Source organism: Flavobacterium sp. CFS9 (assembly GCF_041154745.1).
Classification (GTDB): domain Bacteria; phylum Bacteroidota; class Bacteroidia; order Flavobacteriales; family Flavobacteriaceae; genus Flavobacterium.
In genome coordinates this window covers 4235076-4255531 of the sequence record NZ_AP031573.1, presented here as the reverse complement: position 1 = coordinate 4255531, position 20456 = coordinate 4235076, and the positions used below count along the sequence as shown (strand labels likewise).

The following is a 20456-nucleotide window of genomic DNA, read 5'->3' as shown; positions in this document are numbered from 1 at the left end:
TGATTTTTAATGGGTTATGCATTTATTTTTTTGTTAAATTTGATAGAATCTTAACTTCATCACCTATGTCTAAAAAAGCACTTTATCTGTTAGGCATTGTAATAACCATTATTTTAGGTACCTTTTTGTATTTGAAATTTTGCTGCAATTGCACTATGAAAACACCTGCGGTTGATACCGAAAAAGTATCGACAGTAGTGGCTCAGGACGAAATTATTGTCCCTTTTATTCTAAATGGTTCGGGAATTGATTACCACACCAATGATAATATCAAGTTCCTTAAAAACAGTCCTACAGCGCTTTTACCTGTGGGTGATTCGGTATCGATTGGAATTCAAAATCTTAAAACATTCCTGATCGCTAATCCAAAGCAAAAAATTACCCTAACCGGTTATGCTACTTCAGATGAAACGAATACAACAACTTTTGAAAATCTGGGTCTGGCACGAGCCAATGACATTAAAAAGTATTTTGTGTCTCAAGGTTTACCTGATGCGCAGTTAGACACAAAGGGGGAAGTGACCGATAAATGGCAAACGAAAAAGGATACACTTTTCGGGCCTGTCAAATACACTTTTGACGCTCCTGAAACTCCTGAAACCACTCCAACTGTAACCGATGAATGGGCTATTCTGAAAGAGAAAATCAACGGTGACCCGCTTATTTTACATTTCAATACCAACAAATCCAGTGATAAGTTAACAGCTCCGGAAAAAGAAAAAGTTGCCGATCTGGTAAAATATATGGAGCATGTGAAAGATGCGGCAATTGTAGTTGTCGGACATAGTGATAATGTTGGAAACCGTGATTCTAATGTAACTCTTGGTCAAAAAAGAGCCGAGTTTACTAAAAATTATTTGTCGAAAAATGGTATTGACGGAAATCGGATTACAGCAGAATCGAAAGGTCCTGACGAACCAATTGGTGAAAATACCACCGCCGAAGGGAGGGCAAACAACAGAAGAACAGTGATAACAATTAAATAATCAATCAAAATATACGATCATGAATATACCTTGTATCTTAATACCGGCTCTAGTGGGATTAATCTGTGGAATTTTGGGTTACTTACTGGGAAAAATGAATTCTAAAGGCGACGATTCACTTGCTTTGTCACTACAGTCCGATCTGGATGCCTGCAAAGCCAATACGCGAAACCTGAATGCTAAAATTTCTTCTCTGGAAGCTGAATTGGCCGCAAAAGCTAAAGTTAACAATGCTCCACAATCTTTTGCAGCAGCAGCGATACCTGCAATACCTTTTGACAGTGCATTGGCAGCAACCGCCTATGGCAAAAAAATTAAAGAAAATGATTTAAAAATAGTCGAAGGTATCGGACCAAAAATTGAAGCGTTATTTAACGCAGCAGGAATTAAAACATGGCACGAACTATCAGAAGCTTCAACCGAAAAGTTACAATCCATTCTGGATGGCGGAGGTGAAAATTATGCCATTCACAATCCAAGCACCTGGGCCAGACAGGCATTACTTGCTTACCAAGGGAAATGGCAGGAATTGAAAGACTGGCAAGATAGTCTTAAAGGAGGAAAAGAATAAAACCAAAATCAATATAACCATAAAAACTGGCTTTTGGCCAGTTTTTTTTATAAGCTAGTAAGAAAATCGAAATCCCAGTCTTTTGTTTTACTGTACCATAACTGTCCCTCCACGACTTCAAGCGGACAATCAAAATTATTGGTATAAAGTGCTCCGGTTCCAAGACCCTGAGGCATTTTTGAGTTTTGCAAAAATGTCCATTGTGCGATCGCATTAAGACCAATATTACTTTCTAATGCCGAAGTAATCCACCATCCTATTTGATACTTATCTGCCAAATCTATCCATTCTTTTGTTCCTCTGAAACCGCCAACAAAACTAGGTTTTAAAATAATGTATTGTGGTCGTATTTTTTGTAATAAAGCTTCTTTTTCTTCCAACGAAAAAACACCAATCAGTTCTTCATCCAGAGCGATGGGAAACGGTGTGGTTTTACATAAATCCGCCATTGCAGCAATGTTCCCTTTCTTGATAGGCTGTTCAATACTATGTAACTGATATTTATTCAGTTGATTCAACTTATCTAATGCTTCATTTAAGACAAAAGCGCCATTGGCATCCACCCTGATTTCAATTTGCTCTGCTGAAAAATGACTGCGAATAAACCCCAATAACTCCAATTCTTTTTCAAAATTAATCGCTCCTATTTTCAACTTTATACAATTAAAACCGGTAGCTAATTTCTCCTCAATTTGTTCTTTCATAAAGGAAGCTTCCCCCATCCAGACTAAACCATTTATCACAATTGACTTTGAATTACTGGTAAAATCGGAAGGAAACAAAACAAACGGATCTTCGCTTCTAAGAGATCGAAATGCCATTTCAACACCAAATTGTATCGATGGAAACTCTAACAAAGCATCCCAAAGTGCCTCTTCTCCTAAATGGATATTATCACACGTCCATTGTAATTTTTCTTCATAATCTTCACGATCATCCGCGCTCAAACCTCGAAGTATTCCACACTCGCCTATCCCTTTTTTACCGTTCTCTTCCAAAACAATAAACCAGGTTTCTTTCTTGGTCATAATCCCTCTGGAGGTCCCGGAAGGTCTTTTAAAATCAAGCATGTATTTGTGAAAAGTCGCTTTCATATAGTCAATTGATGAAAAAAAAATAAGCCTGAAATAGTAGGTGTCATACCATTAAACAGGCTTATTATTGATTTGATGTTTTTTAATTATACAGTTTCAATATTTTTTCAAAATCTTTTGAGGGTAACCCTGCTTTTTGAAAAATTACAAAATCCTGTTTTGTTTTCTCTACCCAGCTCAAACTGTCTGTTACGTTTTGCGATTGGTATTTTTTATAAATGGCCTTCGCTTCGCTATAATCATCACTAATCAGGTAAACATGTGCCAGATTTAATTTGACAAGCAACTCTGTGTCGTCTAATTTCTCCCCTTCTTTCAGGAATTTAATCGCCTTACCGTATTGTTTCGTCAAAATATAACAATATCCTATCGAACTGTAATCTAAAGCCGTTGCTTTTCCGTCGTTAATGATGGTATTCAGTTTCGGAATCGCTTCGTTGTATTTCTGAAGTCGGATTAAAGCAGCAGCTTGTTTTCTCAGGTCGTTGTAGACATTTTTAGAAATATCAGCATCTTTATAACAGCTATTTCCAAAATCCTTATAAGCTTTAGTCTTTTCAATTGGTAATAACTTTTGAAACTCTGTATAACGATACTGTTTCATGATTTTATCGAGTATACACACACAAAAATCATCTGAATTAGCCATTTTCTGAGCCATTGTAGAGGTTTTACAAAGACTTATAATTTCATTCTTATTGTCCTGATTCCATCCACGATTCAATTTGGTGTCTACCCATGGTACGACTTCCAGAACAATTTTTTGATTTAAGAGCCAGTTTTTGCTATGAAAACCAAACCAAAGCGTATTGACATTCTGTCCCAAACAGGACGACTTATCCAGTGACAGTTGCTTAGCGTCTTTGCTTAAAGGATCTTTCTGATCGTAGCAGGCTTTATCTGTTTTACCGTCCGTGATATATTTTTTTGCCGTTTCATTGGAAGTAAACAAAGCGTAGGTACAGGTATCGTCTCCTGAAATTTTAGACATCAAAAAAACTGCTCCGGCTGATCCCTGACTAATTCCTGTTGGATCCGGAATTGATTTTAGAACAGAAACCAGACTGTTTGCCATTTCCTGATTTTCATCTAAAAGTGTAATTCGGTATACAATTTCTGTTGTCCCTACAGGCAAATCTTCTGTTTTAAGAATAATTCGGTCACGGGCAGAGACTATAATTTCTTTTGTAGTAGCACGTTCTTTATCCCAATAACCGTCTTTTTGTGCAAAAATGCTGCACGAAGTCGTAATTAAAAGAAACAGGGCAATTTTTTTTAAAATCATTGTAGAAAATTTATTTTAAGATCACTTACAAAATTCAGGCCTTATTATTTAATATTCTGTAAATTCTTTTCTCCGCCTCCGCTTTTGTAATTCCGTTATAAAAATCTTTTACAAAAGGATGATCGAAATCCTGGTGTGGAAAAATCTCCGGTCTTTCATTGCCGGGTTTGGTCACTACTGTTGTGGGAATACTGCTTGAAAATTCATAATCCGGAATGTAATTGGAAAGCCATCCGAAATACTGTGCTTCGTGATTTTCATCTTCACCATTTTCGAGATAATCTTCAAAACTTTTTTCACTTAGCGAAACCCAGAAGCCGTACTCTAAATCTTCGCAATGATCATTCACTTGCTGAACCAAAACTGCTCTGATAAAACGATGTACCTGATCCGGACGTTTGATCACGCAAAAATCTTCATTAATCTCTGCAATTTCCTCTTTCTCTTCCGGAGAAAGTTTATCATAAGAAAAAGGTGAACTGTAAGCTAATGCCGGCCAGCTTTCATGCTCTTCGCCACAGCATTCGCAAATAAATTTAATATCTGACATTTTAATTACAGTTCAATTGATTCGCCAATTTCCAAAAGCATCAGATCTTTTCCTTTATCAAAGAACTTGCGAATAGCGTCTTCATGATCGATTTTGATGTAACCAAAAGTGTCGAAATGATAACCTAAAATCTTATCGCATTCCACAAAATCTGAAGCTATGATAGCATCTTCAACATCCATTGTAAAATTATTTCCGATTGGAAGAATTGCCAGATCCAGTTTGGTTCTCATTGGAATTAGCTTCATATCCATTGTCAGTGCAGTATCTCCGGCAATGTAAATATTTTTATGTTCGCCTTCGATTACAAAACCACCCGGGTTTCCGCCATAACTTCCGTCAGGAAAAGAGCTTGAATGAATTGCATTGACATATTTTACTTTTCCGAAATCAAACTGCCAGCTTCCTCCATGATTCATAGGATGTGAACTGAAACCTAATTTAGCATAATAACCTGCAATTTCAGCATTTGAAACGATCACTGCTTTGGTACGATTGGCAATAGCTTCAACATCCAGAACATGGTCACCATGCGCATGAGTAAGTAAAATATAATCTGCTTCTAAGGTGTTGATATCAACTCCTGCTGCTTGTGGATTCCCTGTAATAAAAGGATCTACAATAATGTGTTTTCCACCCACTTCAATACCTAAAGACGCATGTCCGTAAAAAGTTATTTTCATTTTAATTGATTTTTAAAATTGAACTTTGTTTTATCTTCCTCCTAAAAAGAGGTTTACAATAATGTCTGAAATCAATGAAATCATACATACTGTCAATAATATCGAAAGTAAAAAGGTGCTTAGTGCCAGTTTCTTCAATTCAGGATCTAACAATTTTGGGTTTTGATTTTTGTAAACCGTAATTAAATGTTTGGTTAAAGGAATAAAAGCCAATAAAAATAAATACTGATCAAAGTTATAATCGCTCAAAAAGGCAAAAGCAACTACTAAAATCATAGCTGTAATAATCAACGTGAAATGATAAATTTTAGCTTTTGCACCACCCATCTGAACAACGATGGTATTTTTTCCAGATTTGCGATCTGATTCTTCATCACGCATATTGTTCAAATTTAAAACTCCAACACTTAATAATCCAATTGAAACAGCTGGTAAGATCAAAAGCGGATCAACTTCTTTTGAATACAAAAAGTTTACTCCCAAAGTACTAACCAATCCGAAGAAGATAAAAACGAACAAATCTCCAAATCCTTTATATCCGTAAGCTGAATTTCCAACGGTATAACGAATTGCCGAAACAATTGCTGCTATTCCAAGTAATAAGAAGAAGATAGAGTATCCAAAATTACTTTCGCCAAAAGCAAAATAGATCAGTACAATTGCAGATAACAAGGTCAAAAATGAAGTAATTATAATGGCCTTTTTCATAGCCTGAGGCGTAATAACACCACTCTGAATGGCACGCTGTGGGCCAACTCTGTCGGCATTGTCCGTCCCTTTTACACCATCGCCGTAATCATTTGCAAAATTAGACAAAACCTGCAATCCAAGTGTTGTCAATAACGCAAAACCAAAAATCTTCCAACTGAATACCTCGGTTGGTGTATTGATGGTCGCTGTTGGGTTCGATAAGGCATATATACTTCCTACTATGATTCCGGAAACTGATAAAGGTAAGGTACGCAAACGAGCGGCTTCAATCCAATGTTTCATTCTGTTTTAATTTGTTAGTTTATTTTGTTTCAGACTTCAGGTTTCATGTTCACAACTTGAAACCTGAAACTATTTCTTTATAATAATTAAGGTAACCATTTATTCTCACCGAAGTTTGGCTTTCTTTTTTCCAAAAAGGCGTTTCTTCCTTCTTTTGCTTCTTCGGTCATGTAGGCTAAACGTGTTGCTTCTCCCGCAAAAACCTGCTGACCTACCATACCGTCATCTGTTAAGTTCATTGCAAATTTTAGCATTTTAATAGAAGTTGGGGATTTTTGCAGAATTTCCTGTGCCCATTCATAAGCAGTAGATTCAAGTTCATCATGCGGAATTACAGCGTTTACCATCCCCATATCCATAGCTTCCTGAGCAGAATAATTTCTACCTAAAAAGAAAATTTCACGCGCTTTTTTCTGCCCGACCATTTTAGCCAGATACGCAGATCCGTAACCACCGTCAAAACTGGTTACATCGGCATCTGTTTGTTTGAATATGGCATGCTCTTTACTCGCCAAAGTCATATCGCAAACAACATGCAAACTGTGTCCGCCGCCAACCGCCCAACCCGGAACAACCGCGATAACCACTTTTGGCATGAAACGGATTAAACGCTGTACTTCAAGAATATTTAAGCGATGTTGTCCGTCTTCGCCCACATAACCTTGGTGTCCGCGTGCGTTTTGATCGCCTCCGCTGCAAAAAGAATACACCCCGTCTTTTGTAGACGGTCCTTCTGCAGACAGTAAAACCACCCCTATCGAAGTATCTTCCTGCGCATCATAAAAAGCCTGGTACAATTCTGAAGTTGTTTTTGGACGGAATGCATTTCTAACATTTGGTCTGTTAAAAGCAATTCTCGCAACTCCGTTACATTTTTTATAAGTTATATCTTCAAATTCTCTGGCTGTAATCCAATCCATTTTTGTTTGTTTTGTTTTTTAATAATTGATAGTGTAAAAATAAAGCATTTTTATATTTTTACCTACCGCTATTTGTTTTTAGTCGTAACTAAAATCTGCTGTAATGTTAACAATTGGTATAATCTTACAAAAAATAATAATTTTAACACTAGTTTTAAAAAATAATATTTAATTTTACCACCTAGAAATCAATGAGATACATTTTATTTCATTGACTAGAAGATTGATTTTCTTTCACTGATTTATTAACCTAAAAAATGATTTTTTTGAGAAAATTTAAAAATTTTGTCGCTCATTATTTTACGGTTTTTATTCATACGCCGTTGATCAATGAGCAAATGATTTATTCATTTGTTGAAACTTCGAAAAGGAGATAGTAACACCTAAGGTTAAAAGCTGGAATTGTTTAATAATTAGTATCAGATTGATTACGAAAAGAGGAAAAAATACTAACTAAACTTTCTACAAGTTATTTTATCAAACCAAATGGGTCGAGCCGTGAAATTGAGTTTTTGCTTTTAATATGAATTTATAAATTGTTTAAAGACATACCCATTTCAGAAAATAGTTTCTAAAATTTTTAAAGCTATTATTTTTTGAATGGAATCGAGTTTATTTTATTTCTGTTTTTTTTTAATTACAATTTTTTTTAAAACTAGAATAAAAAGGGAAAGGTTACTTGTAATGAGTAGCCTTTCCTGTTATTAAACAAACTATAAAGATAAGTAGAATCATGGATCAGGTCTAAAATTTGACCATGGCTATATCAGGAAAAATAAATAGAACATCTCTTTACTTATACTACAAGTCTTCTATTCTTTAATAAACTGCTTACTACTATTCTTTATCTTAATGATATACAAACCTCTTGGGAGAATACTAACATTAATCTGTCCTGTCTGGGTACTGCCAGCTAATATTTGCTGTCCGGTTAAATTATAAATTACATATTCTTCATTTTTTATATTAGAAATAGTTAAAATATCTTTAACCGGATTAGGATATAAAACGATGTTTTGCGAGTTTTCTGCTTCTTTTTCCAAAGCCTCTCTCTTACTCCTGCCTGTTTTACCGGATCTTAAATCTGTCACTGTAATCTTAAGATCTGTATTGATCGCAGCATCCGTAGATTTCTGAGTAGTATATAAATCAGGGAAATCCTTTCTAATGGTATTCCTCATTACTCTAACCTGACCCGGGGTAGTCATAAATGTACAATTGCTATAATCCATAATATTCTCTATTAATCTTCTCTGCCCGGTACATTGAACAGGGGCAATACAATCCTTATAAAACTGTACAGATGTTTCTTCTGCCGGAGGAGTATCACTAATTCTATCATTTGGACCAATGCAACCACCCTGAAAAGTATGATCTAATCCAAAATAATGACCAAGCTCGTGCGAAGCTATTTCTTTCCTCTGCATTAAGTTAGGATCATTACTACCGTAGTTGTAATTTAAGATTATATAAGCAGTTTTTAATTTATTCCTTTCATAAGGATCAGGCCAACTAAGAGTCATTCCTGATAAATTATTATCACCTATATCAGATACATACTTAATGAATATTTGATCTTTAGTCGTACTCATCATGTTAATCTCACCGTCTCCCTCTACAGTTATTAACTTATCTGGGGCATACTTTTGCTTTAATCCTTTGCTAATAGTAATATCGATATCTTTGAATACAATCCTTGGGTTGCCCATTTTAGCACCCGCTACCACCGCATCATCTGGTAAAGTTTTACCAGTTTTATCAGTATATACTTTATTCGCCCACACAAATGAGTTCTGTATCAGATCTTTGTAATAATTAGCCGTATTATTGTCTTCCGGAGCTTCCAAAACCTCTACATTTACTTTTTTAATAATAAAATAAGGATACTCTTTTTGTATTATTGATTTTAGGTTTTCATTTGCTGCTACAGCAGGAACACGTGTGTCTACCAGAGTTGCATCTTTCATCGAAATTTTTACCACTACGGGCTGGTTTTCTAACTGTATCAGTTTATCCTTATCTATTTCCAAAGAACAGGAAGAACTTACAAGGCTGAAAGCCCGGAGCCAGTCCCTGGCCCAGCTTCCACAATTCGTTGTAACTGCATTCAATGATTGGGCACCCAGTATTTTTATATCATCGGAAGAAATCTTACCAATCTGAAGACCATAATCCCAGTATTGATAATTCACCTCTTTTGTTGTTTTAGAGAATACATTTGGGGAACTTTGAGTGATTTCCACATTATAGATCCGTCTGGTTACAAATGTCTTCTCATCGTTTGTCAATAGCTGCAACCCTCCTGCTCTCTTGCTGTCGTACGCATGCACCTCGATCTTGATGTAACCTCCGGGTTTATCTATGGTTCCTTTAATACCGCTCAAATAGCTGTTACGACGGTTGTAAAGTCCTTTGTAATATACGGTCAGTAAATCAGACTCACTGTTATTGTCTGTTTTGGGATTTGCAGACCAAAATATTTTCTCTCCAACTACCTTTATATTATTATCCGGATAGCTCATAACACCACTGCCTTCTGTTTTTTGAGCATACATAAAGCCCGAAAAACAAAATATAAAACTCAAAATAGTATATTTTTTTTTCATAATTGTCTCTTATTAAACTTTAAAATCAGTAAGAATTCAGCGGTATTTATCACCTATTCAGAATAAAAATTAAATCGTGAAGAAAACGTATATTATTTATGCTGACTACTCTGGCTTTCGAAGACTTCTATCTTTTACTCAATACATCATTTTTTTTGCTCAATGCTTCATTCTTTTCACTCAACGTTTCAATTTTCTTATTTTGGTCAATGATTTGAATCTGTGAGGATGTACGATTATTACTTCCGGTTACAAGTCCCAAGCCAAAGCGATATCCGACGGTCCAATCAAATCCCGGGATATAGGCTTCAGCAGTAAAAGGAAAATTTTGCTGACCCTGCCCTGTAGGTATATTACTGCCTAAAATATGTAACTTACTATCAGGGATAGTAGTCCCAATACCTATGTTTCCATTTTTATCCTGATAAAGTTGTGATAGATTAGACTGCGTATAACCTGTTTTTGCAGTAAAAACAAATAATACAGCAAACAATACATTTTTTGCATTTGCTGAAAATTTAGTTTTCTCAGAAATCAATTGTTTTTTACCATTTTTTAGTACAGAATTTGAATTTTTCATAATTGATAGTTTTAATTGATTAAACATTTTCTAAAATTTACTTCCTGATTTAGACTTTTACTTTTAAAATCAGCTTTGATTAAAAACAAAAATTTTTATAGTTTTAGAGTAAGGGAGAGCCTCTATTTTTTACTTATAACACTTATTTTAAAACACTTATTTCGACTCACATTCTAAGTACAAGTTATATGTCTGAATACATGAAAAAATGAGAACCTGCACTATTTATTTTACTTTAAAGCTTGTCAATACATATTAAGGTTATCAATTAATTATGTATTAACAAGCAAAACGCATTACATCTAAACTGATGTTGAATTTTGATTGATTATTTTATGTAAGTAAATTTATGTTAAAAAAATAAAATGTCACGACAAAACAAATAACTGTACTGATAGATGTAATAAATGGTCACATACAAACAACAACTTGTAATATGTGTTTTTTCCTACAAATAAATAATACTCATATCTGGTTTTATACTGAAATTCAGATAATCATTTTCAAATCATCTTTCTATATTCTTCTATTGAACCCTTGTATAAATTGACCCTTATGGCGAAAACTTTTTTTTACTTTACTTTCTCTACTTTTTCCAGACAGCAAAAACTTAAAAAAAAATCCAAATTTCAATACTAGTATTGAAATTTGGATTTTAAAATTTAATGAATCAGAAATTTTACTCTTTTACCAAATAAATTCCGTCTTCTTTTATTTCAATGAGTTTTTCTTTATACAAAGCTCCAATTGCCTTTTTAAATGTTTTTTTACTCATTTTGAGTACCGTTTTAATGTCTTCAGGATGCGAATTATCATTCAAACGTAAGAAACCGCGACTGGCTCTTAATTCATCTAAAATTTTCTCTGCATTTGGCTCAATACTTTGGTATCCCTGAACTTGCAATGCAACGTCGATTTTATGATCAGGACGAATGTTTTTAATGTAACCACGCATTCTGTCTCCGGTTCTGATGGCGTCATCATATACCTCGTCTTTGTACAGCAATCCTTTGTGTTTCTCATTAATAATTACATTAATACCAATCTCTGTAATATGAGAAACAATCAATTCTACTTCCTCCCCTTTTTCAACGGTCAGCTGCTCATTGCTCAAAAACTGATTGGTTTTGCTTGATGCTACCAAACGATTTGTTTTTTTGTCCATATACAAATAAACCAAGTAACGTTTACCTTTTTCCATCGGACGAGCTTGTTCTTTAAACGGAACAAGAATGTCTTTTTCCATTCCCCAATCCATAAAAGCACCTACGTTATTAATGTAGTTTACTCTCAATAAAGCAAATTCATTTAAAAGAATGTAAGGTTCTAAAGTGGTTGCTACCGGACGCTGTTCGTGATCCAAATAAACAAAAACGATTAATTCTTCACCAATTTCAAATTCGTTCGGAACGTATTTGTTTGGCAATAAAATATCATGAATTCCTTCCGGGTCTTTTTCAGGATTTCCTAAAAATAAACCAACTTTGGTATCACGAAGTATAGTAAGGGTATTGTATTTTCCTATTTCAATCATATACTAAAAATTCTAAGCTGTTAAAGCAGCTAAGTTTCGAGCTGCAAATGTACGAAGTTTGAAAATGGTAATCCTAAAAATGTTTCTAATTAAAAAAAGACAACTGCATCTTGCTCTAATTTATTCCTTTTGGTTACATTTGAGAACCTATAATTAATCCAAAACCAATGAAAAAGACCATTTTCTACTCTATTTTTACTTTCTTATTTATTACTCATATTTCCACTTCACAGGTCACAGAGGATCCCGAAATCAAAAAAATGATCGGAGAAATCAAAGCCGAAAATCTCGAAGCAACTATACACAAATTAGTTTCTTTCGGCACCAGACATACACTTAGCGATACCAAAAGTAAAACCAAAGGCATTGGCGCAGCACAGCAATGGGTGAAATCGGAGTTTGATAGATTTGCGCTGGAGTCCGGCGGAAGGCTGACTTCTAAAATTGATTATTTTGATGTAAAAGCCGATGGAAAGCGAATTGCCAAAGACAGTCAGATCGGAAATGTGATAGCCACCTTAAAAGGCACCGATCCAAACGATAACCGTGTTCTTATCATCAGCGGACACCTTGATTCGAGAGTTTCTGATGTTATGAATGTCAAATCTGATGCTCCTGGTGCTAATGATGACGGTTCCGGTGTTGCTGCGGTTATTGAACTGGCCAAAGTAATGAGCAAAAGATCATTTCCCGCTACCATCATTTTTGTCGCCGTAACCGGTGAAGAACAAGGGCTTTACGGTGCCCGTCATTTAGCAGAATTGGCCAAAACAGCCAACTGGAATATTGTAGCTATGCTTAATAACGATATGATTGGTAATAGTCTCTCAAGCGGTACCAATTTAAGAGATAACACTCAAATCAGAGTTTTTAGCGAGACCATTCCGTTTACAGAAACTGAAGAGGAAGCCAAGATGCGCAAGGCAACAAACCGTGATAACGACAGTCCGTCACGATTATTGGCTCGTTATATCAAAACTGTCACAGAGCAATATGTAGATCAGTTAAAAGTGAAACTGGTTTACAGAAACGATCGTTTTCTTCGTGGCGGAGACCATACTCCGTTCAGTCAAAACGGCTTTACCGCTGTTCGTTTCTGCGAAATGAATGAAAATTTCAATCATCAGCATCAGGATTTAAGAACTGAAAATGGTATTCAATACGGTGATCTTGCTGAATTCATGGATTTTGACTATTTGAGAAAAAATACCTGCTCAAACTTAGCAACACTGGCTAATTTGGCATGGTCGCCAAAAGCTCCTGTAAATGTGGGGATCGAAGTAAAAGAACTTTCCAATTCTTCTGCTTTAGCCTGGACTGCACCTGAAGGACAAACGCCTTTTGGTTATCAGATTTTAATGAGAGAAACTTCGTCATCACATTGGGAGAAAACTTTTTTTGTGAAAGAAACCAAGGCCGAAATTCCATATTCTAAAGACAATTACTTTTTTGCCATACAAAGTGTTGATGCTTTAGGACATGCCAGTTTACCAGTATTTCCGATTCCAATTCGTTAAGTCTAATAAGTCCGTCTGAACAAAGTCTGAAACTGGTCAATCGAAACGAAGGCTTCGACTCCGCTCAGCCGGACAGCATAACACTTTGCCAGAAGGGTAATTAAGCTAACTTGAATAAGCACAGCATTAATTCTATCCATCATTAAAATAAAGACTGAATCTTTTTTTTTTACAAAAAGAAATTCAGTCTTTTTTAATTAAATCAATTCTTTAAAGTATTGTTTTAAAACAACATCATTCTCCAAAGTTGGCGTGAATACTTCCAAAATACAAGGAGCATTGTTTGTCTCATAAAGCGACTTAATTCCTCCTGTTAAAGATTCCTCATCTTTCGCTGTAAAATAATTGATCTTATACATTTTGGCCAAATGCTCAGCGGTCAAATGATGTGAGGTTTCGAAATAGGTATTAAAAACCGGTTTTTCTTCGTGTCCCGGTAAAATCCTAAAAATCCCCCCTCCACCATTATTGATTAAAATAATCTTGAAATTTTCAGGTATGTACGAATTCCATAAAGCATTGCTGTCGTAGAGAAAACTAATGTCACCGGTAATAAAAACAGTTTGTTTTCCGCTTGCTAAAGCAGCTCCTATGGCAGTCGAAGTACTTCCGTCAATTCCACTGGTTCCGCGGTTACAATACACTTCAATCGAAGGATCAGTCTCAATTAACTGTGCATATCTAATGGCCGAACTATTGCTAATTTGCAACTGACTGTTTTTAGGAAGTGACCCGATTATTTTTTCAAATACTTTAAAATCTGAGAACGCAATTTTACGCAGATATTCTTCTTTTCTGATTTTTCTTAAATCGTAAATTTTATCAATTTTAGAAAAATAATCGCTTGAAACGAATTCTGTTTCCTGAAGCAATTCTTTGAAAAAGTCATTAGGTTCCATTACAAAATGCTTCGTTAAAGCATTGAATGTATCGTAAGCACGTAAAGTATCTATGTGCCAGTGATGTTCAGGTTTGTATTTTCGTAAAAAGGCTTTAATACGTTTGGACACAATCATACCTCCAAAGGTAATTAAAACCTCAGGCTCAAGATCTTTAAAATCAGCATCATCAAATGGTGTAATTAAAGTATCGATGCTGTTAATAAAACTCGGATGATGCAAATTGGATGTGGTCTCTGTAAGTACTACAATTGAAGGATCTTTGGCGAAGTTTTCCAGAATTTCTCTATCGACAGAATTGGCTTCGTTTATTCCCCCAATCAGAATTAATTTTCTTTTTGAAGTATTCCAAACGGAAACAGCTTCTGCTTTATTTTCTATGATTTTTGTTTCGATAATTTCCTTTAACTGGGTAATAGTTGGTTTTACAGAAAGTTCTGAAACAGTTTCGTACAAAGGTTCTTCAAAAGGGGCATTAATATGAACAGGACCTTTTTGAAGTATAGCCATTTCTATAGCTTTGTTGATCTTTAAATCATTTTCTGTTGAAGCTTCTTCAGTCAAATTTGCATTATAAACAGAATGATTCTGAAAAACATTCTCCTGACGAATGGTTTGTCCGTCACCAATATCAATCTTGCTTTGCGGACGGTCGGCCGAAATAACAATAAGTGGAATCTGACTGTAAAATGCTTCTGCTACAGCCGGATAATAGTTTAACAAGGCTGAACCCGAAGTACAAACAACTGCGGTAGGCATTTTAGTTTGCTGGGCAATTCCTAATGCAAAAAAAGCAGCGCAGCGCTCATCGGCAATACTGTAACAGTTAAAATTAGGGTTTTGAGCAAATCCTATCGTTAGAGGAGCATTTCTTGATCCCGGAGAAATAATAATATTAGTGATTCCTTTGCCTGAGCAAATTTCGATAATGCTTTGTGCAAGCGCTATTTTGGGGTAAATCATTCTTATGGTGTATTACTTTTGAAAAGAGATTTACAACTTTAAAACTCTTTTTTAACCTCACAAAGTTACAAACTTCACATTGGATTTAACTTATAAATAGGAAGATATTAAAGGGAGTTTCACTAAAAAGGGAATATATTTGTAAAACTGATTATTTCTATCCAAAACAAACCGTTTATGCGTTTCTTATATTTATTATTTCTTTTTATATTCATTCAGACTACATCGGCTCAAAATCAATTTGTTCCTGATGATGTGCCATATAATACCGCTCTAAACAATGCCAAAGCGCAAGGAAAACCTGTTTTTTTAATGCTTTATGCCGATTGGTGTCCGCATTGCAATCTGATGAAAAAAGAAGTTTTTAGTGATCCCGCTGTGATTGATTTTCTAAAAAAGAATTATGTCTGTGTCTGGAAAAATATTGAAAAAGACGAAGGAACTACGCTTAAGAATAAGTTCAATACAAAATCGCTTCCCTCCTTTTTATTCATAGACCCTGCTAATGAAACTCTTTTGTACGCCTTAAAAGGTGAATTAAAAAAAGAGTTTTTTATGACGGAAGTAAATAATGCCTTAAATCCGAAACTGCAATTGCCCTATCTCGAAAAAGAGTTTCTCGCTGATCCTTCTAATGTCAACAAATTTTTCAACTATCTGAACACATTGAAAAAAGGAAAAGATCGTACAGAATTATCAATTCCAACACATATTTATCTCAATACACAATCTGACACGCAATTGGTAAGTGAAATCAACTGGCGCGCGATTGCCAACGGAGTTACGGATATCAAATCGAGAGAATTTCAATATGTACTGAACCATCAGAAGGAATTTGCCGCAGTAGCTTCACAAAATCGTATTGACCGTAAAATTGAAAATATAATTACAGAGTCACTTCGTCCGTATGTCGATAATTTAGACACGACTAATTATTACAAACAAAGAGAAGTTGCAAAATCAATACGTTTGCAAAAAGTAGATTCTCTGGTTTTTAAATTTGATTTAACTCTGGCAGAAAGAACTGAAAAATGGCAATTTTACAAGAAAGTAACACTCGAAAACACCCAGAAATTGGTCTGGAACGATGCCAGCTTCCTGAAAGATATCGGGCAAACTTATTTAAAACATATTTCAGATACGGAAAGTTTAAAAAAAGCAATCGTATGGGTAAAACATGCTATTGAACTGAATGATTCTTACGATGGAAATCTGTTACTGGCAAGGCTTTACCAGAAAATAAAAGATAAGAAACTGGCCTTGCAATATGCCAAAGATGCCAAAGAAATCTCCAAAGAAATGAACTGGAATTCCAAAGAAGTTGACGCTTTACTGGCAGAACTAAATAAATAATTTTCTAGAAAAAATGCATATACCCAAAAACTATGAGCCTAAACCTTAGACCGGCAACAACAAATGATTTAGAAAAGATTCTGAATATTGTAAACTATTCCATTCTGCACACCACTGCAAATTACAGTTATGAAATCCAGACTCTAGAAGTTCAAACAAAATGGTTTGAAGACAAAAAAGCTAAAAACTTACCCATAGTAATTGCTGAATTAGATGGTGAGGTAGTTGGATTTGGGAGTTACGGGCAATTCCGCGAGAAAATTGGGTATCAATATACCGTAGAGCATTCTGTATATGTAGTAGATAATGTTATCGGAAAGGGCATTGGATCTCAGTTACTGTCAGAGCTCATTCGTTTGGCTAAAGAACAGGGCTATCACGTAATGATTGGAGCCATTGATGCCGATAATGCCAGTAGCATTGCTTTTCACGAAAAGTTTGGATTTGTTGTAACCGGAACCTTGCGTGAAGTGGGATACAAGTTTGATCATTGGCTCGATCTGGTTTTCATGCAACTGATACTACAATAGTTCTAACGCGATTCTATAAAAAAAACCACAAACCTAAATTTAATATTTAGATTTGTGGTTTTATTTTACATTCTTAATTCTTTAACTAGCTCTTGATCCAGTTGATTACTTCAGGATCTGTTGGCAATGTTCTTGGTTTAATTACTTTTACCAACTCTCCTTTTTCGTTAATCAGGTATTTTTGGAAGTTCCATTCTACCTCAGAATCCTTTAAGCCGTTTTTTGATTTTTGCGTTAAGAATTTATACACTTCACACATATCATTTCCTTTTACCGAAACTTTATCCATCATTGGAAAAGTGACACCATAATTTTGCTGGCAGAATGTCTCAATTTCTTTGTTGGTTCCTGGCTCCTGCTCTGCAAAATTATTAGCCGGAAAACCAACAATTACAAATCCTTTATCTTTATACTCCTTGTAAATTGCCTCAAGATCTTTGTATTGAGGAGTTAAACCGCATTTGGATGCCGTGTTAACAATCATCACTTTTTTTCCTTTTAGCGAAGCAAAATCAAAAGTATCTCCTGATAAATCTTCTACCTTAAATTGATAAATGGTTTCTTTTGTCATAGGTTTATCCGTTTTAGATAATTTCTCTTTACTGGTTTGTGCCTGAATTTTAGTACCAAACAAAAGGACGATACTACAAGCTATAAATACTACTTTTTTCATTGTTTATTTTTTTATAAAATTAGTTAAATTCTCTTCTCAAAATCACTTTAGATTCTTTATTTTTTGCTAAACATACGTTAAATAAAAAAATGAAGCCTAACGTTAATCAGACGTTAGGCTTCCCCCCATACAAACAAATCAAACCATGAATTAATTGTTATTCCCTTTTTATATCGTTAGATTAAAAATAGTTGATGCCCCGGTTTTAGTGCTCATACATTTTAAAATTCCAATCCCTCAGGCGTATCTTTTTTAACGGCTTTTATCTTTTATTCTGGGCAAGAGTTGGACTACCTACATTTTTTGGAAGTCCGAAGACATCAACTTATCTACTAATTCCTAAATAATGTATTATCGTTTATTACAAACTCTGAATTCTTGTGAACAAGTCCTTTGCGAAAATCATTTTTACTCAATCCCGCCATCGACAAAACTGTAGTCAAACCAACAATCAGTATTTTCAGTTTATTTAAGCTATTCATGACAAATAAATTTTTATTTATTAAGACTTCCTTTACGATTTACTCTTTCTAAATATTATTTTTCATTACTAATTATTAAAGCAAAAGTGCTGTTACTAAATTTGAATCTACTTCATTTCTAAGCTTTTGCTATTTACGACAATATAAATCTGATGTTATAATAGCATTTACGTAATTGGATTGCTTTTGGTTTTAAAAAAATCGAAAAAAAATGATATTTTTTTCGAACCCCTTGTTTTACTAGGTTTAAGACTACTAAAAAAATTGAAAATTTCATGAAAAAATAAATTATCTTTATCTCAGGTTAGACATAATGTGTCTCAAAATTTTGTTCCAACTTAAAATACCACACCTATGAGTCAAGAAGAATTATTAGTTTTAATTTACAAGAAAGACGAACGAGCTTTTACGCATTTGTACGATATGTACTCTAAAAGTTTGTTTTCTGTTATTAATGTTCTCATAAAAAACCGTGAGGAAGCCGAAGATGTTTTACAGGAAGTTTTTGTCAAAATCTGGAAAAACATCGATTCTTATAATGAGAGCAAAGGCCGATTTTACACCTGGATCCTTAATATTGCAAGGAATACCTCCATTGACAAGTTAAGATCCAAAAATTTTAATAACAGTCAAAAAAACCTTTCTTCAGATAATTTCGTAAATCTGTTAGATGACAGTAATAAACTTATTAATCGAATTGATACTATTGGAATACAAGAATTTGTAAAAAAATTAAAACCAAAATGTATCGAGATTATAGATTTATTATTTTTTAAAGGATATACCCAACAAGAAGCTTCAGAAGAATTGGCAATGCCATTGGGGACTATCAAAACGCAAAACAGAAACTGTATTAATGATCTAAGAAATTATCTAAAAATATAATGGAAGCAAAAGAGTATATAGAATCAGGAATTCTGGAACTATACGTTTATGGTTTATTGACCGAAACTGAAAATCTGGAAATAGCCGAACTGGCTAAGAAAAACCCGGAAGTTGATCAGGAAATTATTTCGATAGAGAAAGCTATTGTAGCTTTATCATCAAGTTTTTCTCCTTTTCACTCGGTAGCCAATTTTGAGAAGATAAAAGCCCGTTTAGAGCTGAAACACGGCAAAGTAGTCGAAATGAAACCAGCTTCGAACTGGTCGCAATATGTAGGCTGGGCTGCGGCAGTGTTACTGCTTTTAGGCTTTGGATATCAAACTCTGGAATTGACAAAAACGAAAGAAGCTATTACAACTGTTGGTACTGAGAAAAACAAAATTGAAAAAGATTACGCCTTCTTAGATCAGCAGAATAAGCAAACAGAAAAAAGTCTGTCCATCGTAAGAGATATCAAAAACACTGGTGTAACACTTGGCGGACAAGCCGTTTCTCCAAGCTCATTTGCAAAAGTGTATTGGAACAAAGAAACGAAAACAACCTATATTGATGCTGCCGGTTTACCGAAACCTCCAAAAGGAATGGTATATCAGGTTTGGGCTTTAAAATTAAGTCCTGTACTAACGCCAACCAGTATCGGTTTACTGAGCGATTTTGAAGGAAACTCTCAAAAGATATTCGCTGTAAATCAAACCGACTCGGCTGAGGCTTTTGGAATTACGTTAGAACCTGCCGGAGGAAGTCTGACTCCTACTATGGAACAATTGTATACTTTAGGAAAAGTTTAAAACACAATACATTTTACCACTTAAGAAACGCATATTCAATTCAATATGCGTTTTTTTTATTACTTTCAATCAAAATAAATCGAAAAAAACATGAATGGAAATTTACTTTTAAGAACTGCGGTCGCTATTATTCTACTAACTCATTCTGTTTTCGGAATGTTTAACAACGGAATCAATGACTTTGGAAATCTATATTTAAATCAAATTGGCTTCGCTCCTTTTGGCGTTTTTCTGGCCTGGTCTATCAAACTATCTCATGTAGTGGCAGCCTTTCTGCTGCTTATTAACAAATATGTTAAACCGGCCGGATTTGTCACTATTCTTATATTGATTATGGGAATAATCCTTGTTCATTTTCAGGAAGGCTGGTTTGTTGTAGGCGGTGGTAGAAACGGTGCGGAATATAACTTTCTATTAATAATTGTTTTAATAGTCATTATGTACCCTAATGGATTTAAAAAGAGTATTGTGTAATTATTCTTAACACATAGAAACATAGATTTCACACGCTTCAAAAAGGCGTTTCACTTTCTTAAAACACACAGAAACTACTATGCGTGAGAA

Annotated in this window: 20 protein-coding genes; 8 read left to right on the top strand and 12 right to left on the bottom strand. The window is 34.7% G+C overall.

Annotated features, from left to right (window positions below):
* The first annotated feature begins 65 nt into the window (after positions 1 to 65).
* Positions 66 to 986: an OmpA family protein gene (locus ACAM30_RS17875; protein ID WP_369615929.1), complete on the top strand. Its 921-nt coding sequence runs from the start codon at positions 66 to 68 to the stop codon at positions 984 to 986.
* Positions 987 to 1005: 19 nt separating this feature from the next.
* Positions 1006 to 1557 carry a hypothetical protein gene (locus ACAM30_RS17870; protein WP_369615928.1) on the top strand — a complete coding sequence of 184 codons (552 nt, stop codon included), beginning with the start codon at positions 1006 to 1008 and terminating at the stop codon, positions 1555 to 1557.
* A 47-nt stretch (positions 1558 to 1604) separates the two neighbouring features.
* Here ACAM30_RS17870 and ACAM30_RS17865 read toward each other — a convergent pair whose 3' ends face one another.
* From ACAM30_RS17865 to ACAM30_RS17825, 9 genes are all read right to left on the bottom strand, one after another.
* On the bottom strand, positions 1605 to 2651 hold the full coding sequence (locus ACAM30_RS17865) for an o-succinylbenzoate synthase (RefSeq protein WP_369615927.1): 1047 nt from the start codon (positions 2649 to 2651) through the stop codon (positions 1605 to 1607).
* Positions 2652 to 2733: 82 nt separating this feature from the next.
* Positions 2734 to 3936, bottom strand: a complete 1203-nt coding sequence (locus ACAM30_RS17860) for a tetratricopeptide repeat protein (protein WP_369615926.1) — start codon at positions 3934 to 3936, stop codon at positions 2734 to 2736.
* Between the two features lie 34 nt (positions 3937 to 3970).
* Positions 3971 to 4486: a DUF2199 domain-containing protein gene (locus ACAM30_RS17855; RefSeq protein WP_369615925.1), complete on the bottom strand. Its 516-nt coding sequence runs from the start codon at positions 4484 to 4486 to the stop codon at positions 3971 to 3973.
* A gap of 5 nt (positions 4487 to 4491) precedes the next feature.
* On the bottom strand, positions 4492 to 5169 hold the full coding sequence (locus ACAM30_RS17850) for a metal-dependent hydrolase (RefSeq protein WP_369615924.1): 678 nt from the start codon (positions 5167 to 5169) through the stop codon (positions 4492 to 4494).
* Positions 5170 to 5199: 30 nt separating this feature from the next.
* Positions 5200 to 6162, bottom strand: coding sequence for a 1,4-dihydroxy-2-naphthoate octaprenyltransferase (gene menA / locus ACAM30_RS17845; RefSeq protein ID WP_369615923.1), 963 nt, complete (start codon positions 6160 to 6162; stop codon positions 5200 to 5202).
* Between the two features lie 86 nt (positions 6163 to 6248).
* Positions 6249 to 7082, bottom strand: a complete 834-nt coding sequence (locus tag ACAM30_RS17840) for a 1,4-dihydroxy-2-naphthoyl-CoA synthase (RefSeq protein WP_369615922.1) — start codon at positions 7080 to 7082, stop codon at positions 6249 to 6251.
* 812 nt (positions 7083 to 7894) lie between these two features.
* Entirely contained in the window at positions 7895 to 9688 is a 1794-nt protein-coding gene (locus tag ACAM30_RS17835; protein WP_369615921.1) for a zinc-dependent metalloprotease, read from the bottom strand.
* A gap of 127 nt (positions 9689 to 9815) precedes the next feature.
* Positions 9816 to 10268: a hypothetical protein gene (locus tag ACAM30_RS17830; protein WP_369615920.1), complete on the bottom strand. Its 453-nt coding sequence runs from the start codon at positions 10266 to 10268 to the stop codon at positions 9816 to 9818.
* A 679-nt stretch (positions 10269 to 10947) separates the two neighbouring features.
* Entirely contained in the window at positions 10948 to 11802 is an 855-nt protein-coding gene (locus ACAM30_RS17825) for a S1 RNA-binding domain-containing protein (RefSeq protein ID WP_369615919.1), read from the bottom strand.
* A 167-nt stretch (positions 11803 to 11969) separates the two neighbouring features.
* Here ACAM30_RS17825 and ACAM30_RS17820 point away from each other — a divergent pair, with 167 nt between their 5' ends.
* Positions 11970 to 13319: a M28 family metallopeptidase gene (locus tag ACAM30_RS17820; RefSeq protein ID WP_369615918.1), complete on the top strand. Its 1350-nt coding sequence runs from the start codon at positions 11970 to 11972 to the stop codon at positions 13317 to 13319.
* A gap of 197 nt (positions 13320 to 13516) precedes the next feature.
* On the opposite strand, the gene menD is transcribed toward ACAM30_RS17820, so the two are convergent.
* A complete protein-coding gene (gene menD, locus ACAM30_RS17815; RefSeq protein ID WP_369615917.1) occupies positions 13517 to 15181 on the bottom strand; it encodes a 2-succinyl-5-enolpyruvyl-6-hydroxy-3-cyclohexene-1-carboxylic-acid synthase in 1665 nt (554 codons plus the stop codon).
* Between the two features lie 177 nt (positions 15182 to 15358).
* Here menD and ACAM30_RS17810 point away from each other — a divergent pair, with 177 nt between their 5' ends.
* Together ACAM30_RS17810 and ACAM30_RS17805 are read left to right on the top strand one after the other, a co-directional pair.
* Positions 15359 to 16534: a thioredoxin family protein gene (locus tag ACAM30_RS17810; RefSeq protein ID WP_369615916.1), complete on the top strand. Its 1176-nt coding sequence runs from the start codon at positions 15359 to 15361 to the stop codon at positions 16532 to 16534.
* 32 nt (positions 16535 to 16566) lie between these two features.
* Positions 16567 to 17064, top strand: coding sequence for an N-acetyltransferase family protein (locus ACAM30_RS17805; protein ID WP_369615915.1), 498 nt, complete (start codon positions 16567 to 16569; stop codon positions 17062 to 17064).
* An 85-nt stretch (positions 17065 to 17149) separates the two neighbouring features.
* Here the strand turns inward: ACAM30_RS17805 and ACAM30_RS17800 are convergent, their stop codons facing one another.
* Together ACAM30_RS17800 and ACAM30_RS17795 are read right to left on the bottom strand one after the other, a co-directional pair.
* Entirely contained in the window at positions 17150 to 17737 is a 588-nt protein-coding gene (locus ACAM30_RS17800; RefSeq protein ID WP_369615914.1) for a glutathione peroxidase, read from the bottom strand.
* A gap of 332 nt (positions 17738 to 18069) precedes the next feature.
* A complete protein-coding gene (locus ACAM30_RS17795) occupies positions 18070 to 18219 on the bottom strand; it encodes a hypothetical protein (protein ID WP_369615913.1) in 150 nt (49 codons plus the stop codon).
* 354 nt (positions 18220 to 18573) lie between these two features.
* Here ACAM30_RS17795 and ACAM30_RS17790 point away from each other — a divergent pair, with 354 nt between their 5' ends.
* From ACAM30_RS17790 to ACAM30_RS17780, 3 genes are all read left to right on the top strand, one after another.
* Positions 18574 to 19104, top strand: a complete 531-nt coding sequence (locus tag ACAM30_RS17790; RefSeq protein WP_345139403.1) for an RNA polymerase sigma factor — start codon at positions 18574 to 18576, stop codon at positions 19102 to 19104.
* Positions 19104 to 19892: an anti-sigma factor gene (locus ACAM30_RS17785; protein WP_369615912.1), complete on the top strand. Its 789-nt coding sequence runs from the start codon at positions 19104 to 19106 to the stop codon at positions 19890 to 19892. Before ACAM30_RS17790 ends, ACAM30_RS17785 begins: the two co-directional genes overlap by 1 nt.
* A gap of 90 nt (positions 19893 to 19982) precedes the next feature.
* Positions 19983 to 20366 (top strand): DoxX family protein, encoded by a 384-nt coding sequence (locus ACAM30_RS17780; RefSeq protein ID WP_369615911.1) that lies wholly within the window; start codon positions 19983 to 19985, stop codon positions 20364 to 20366.
* Positions 20367 to 20456: the final 90 nt, after the last annotated feature.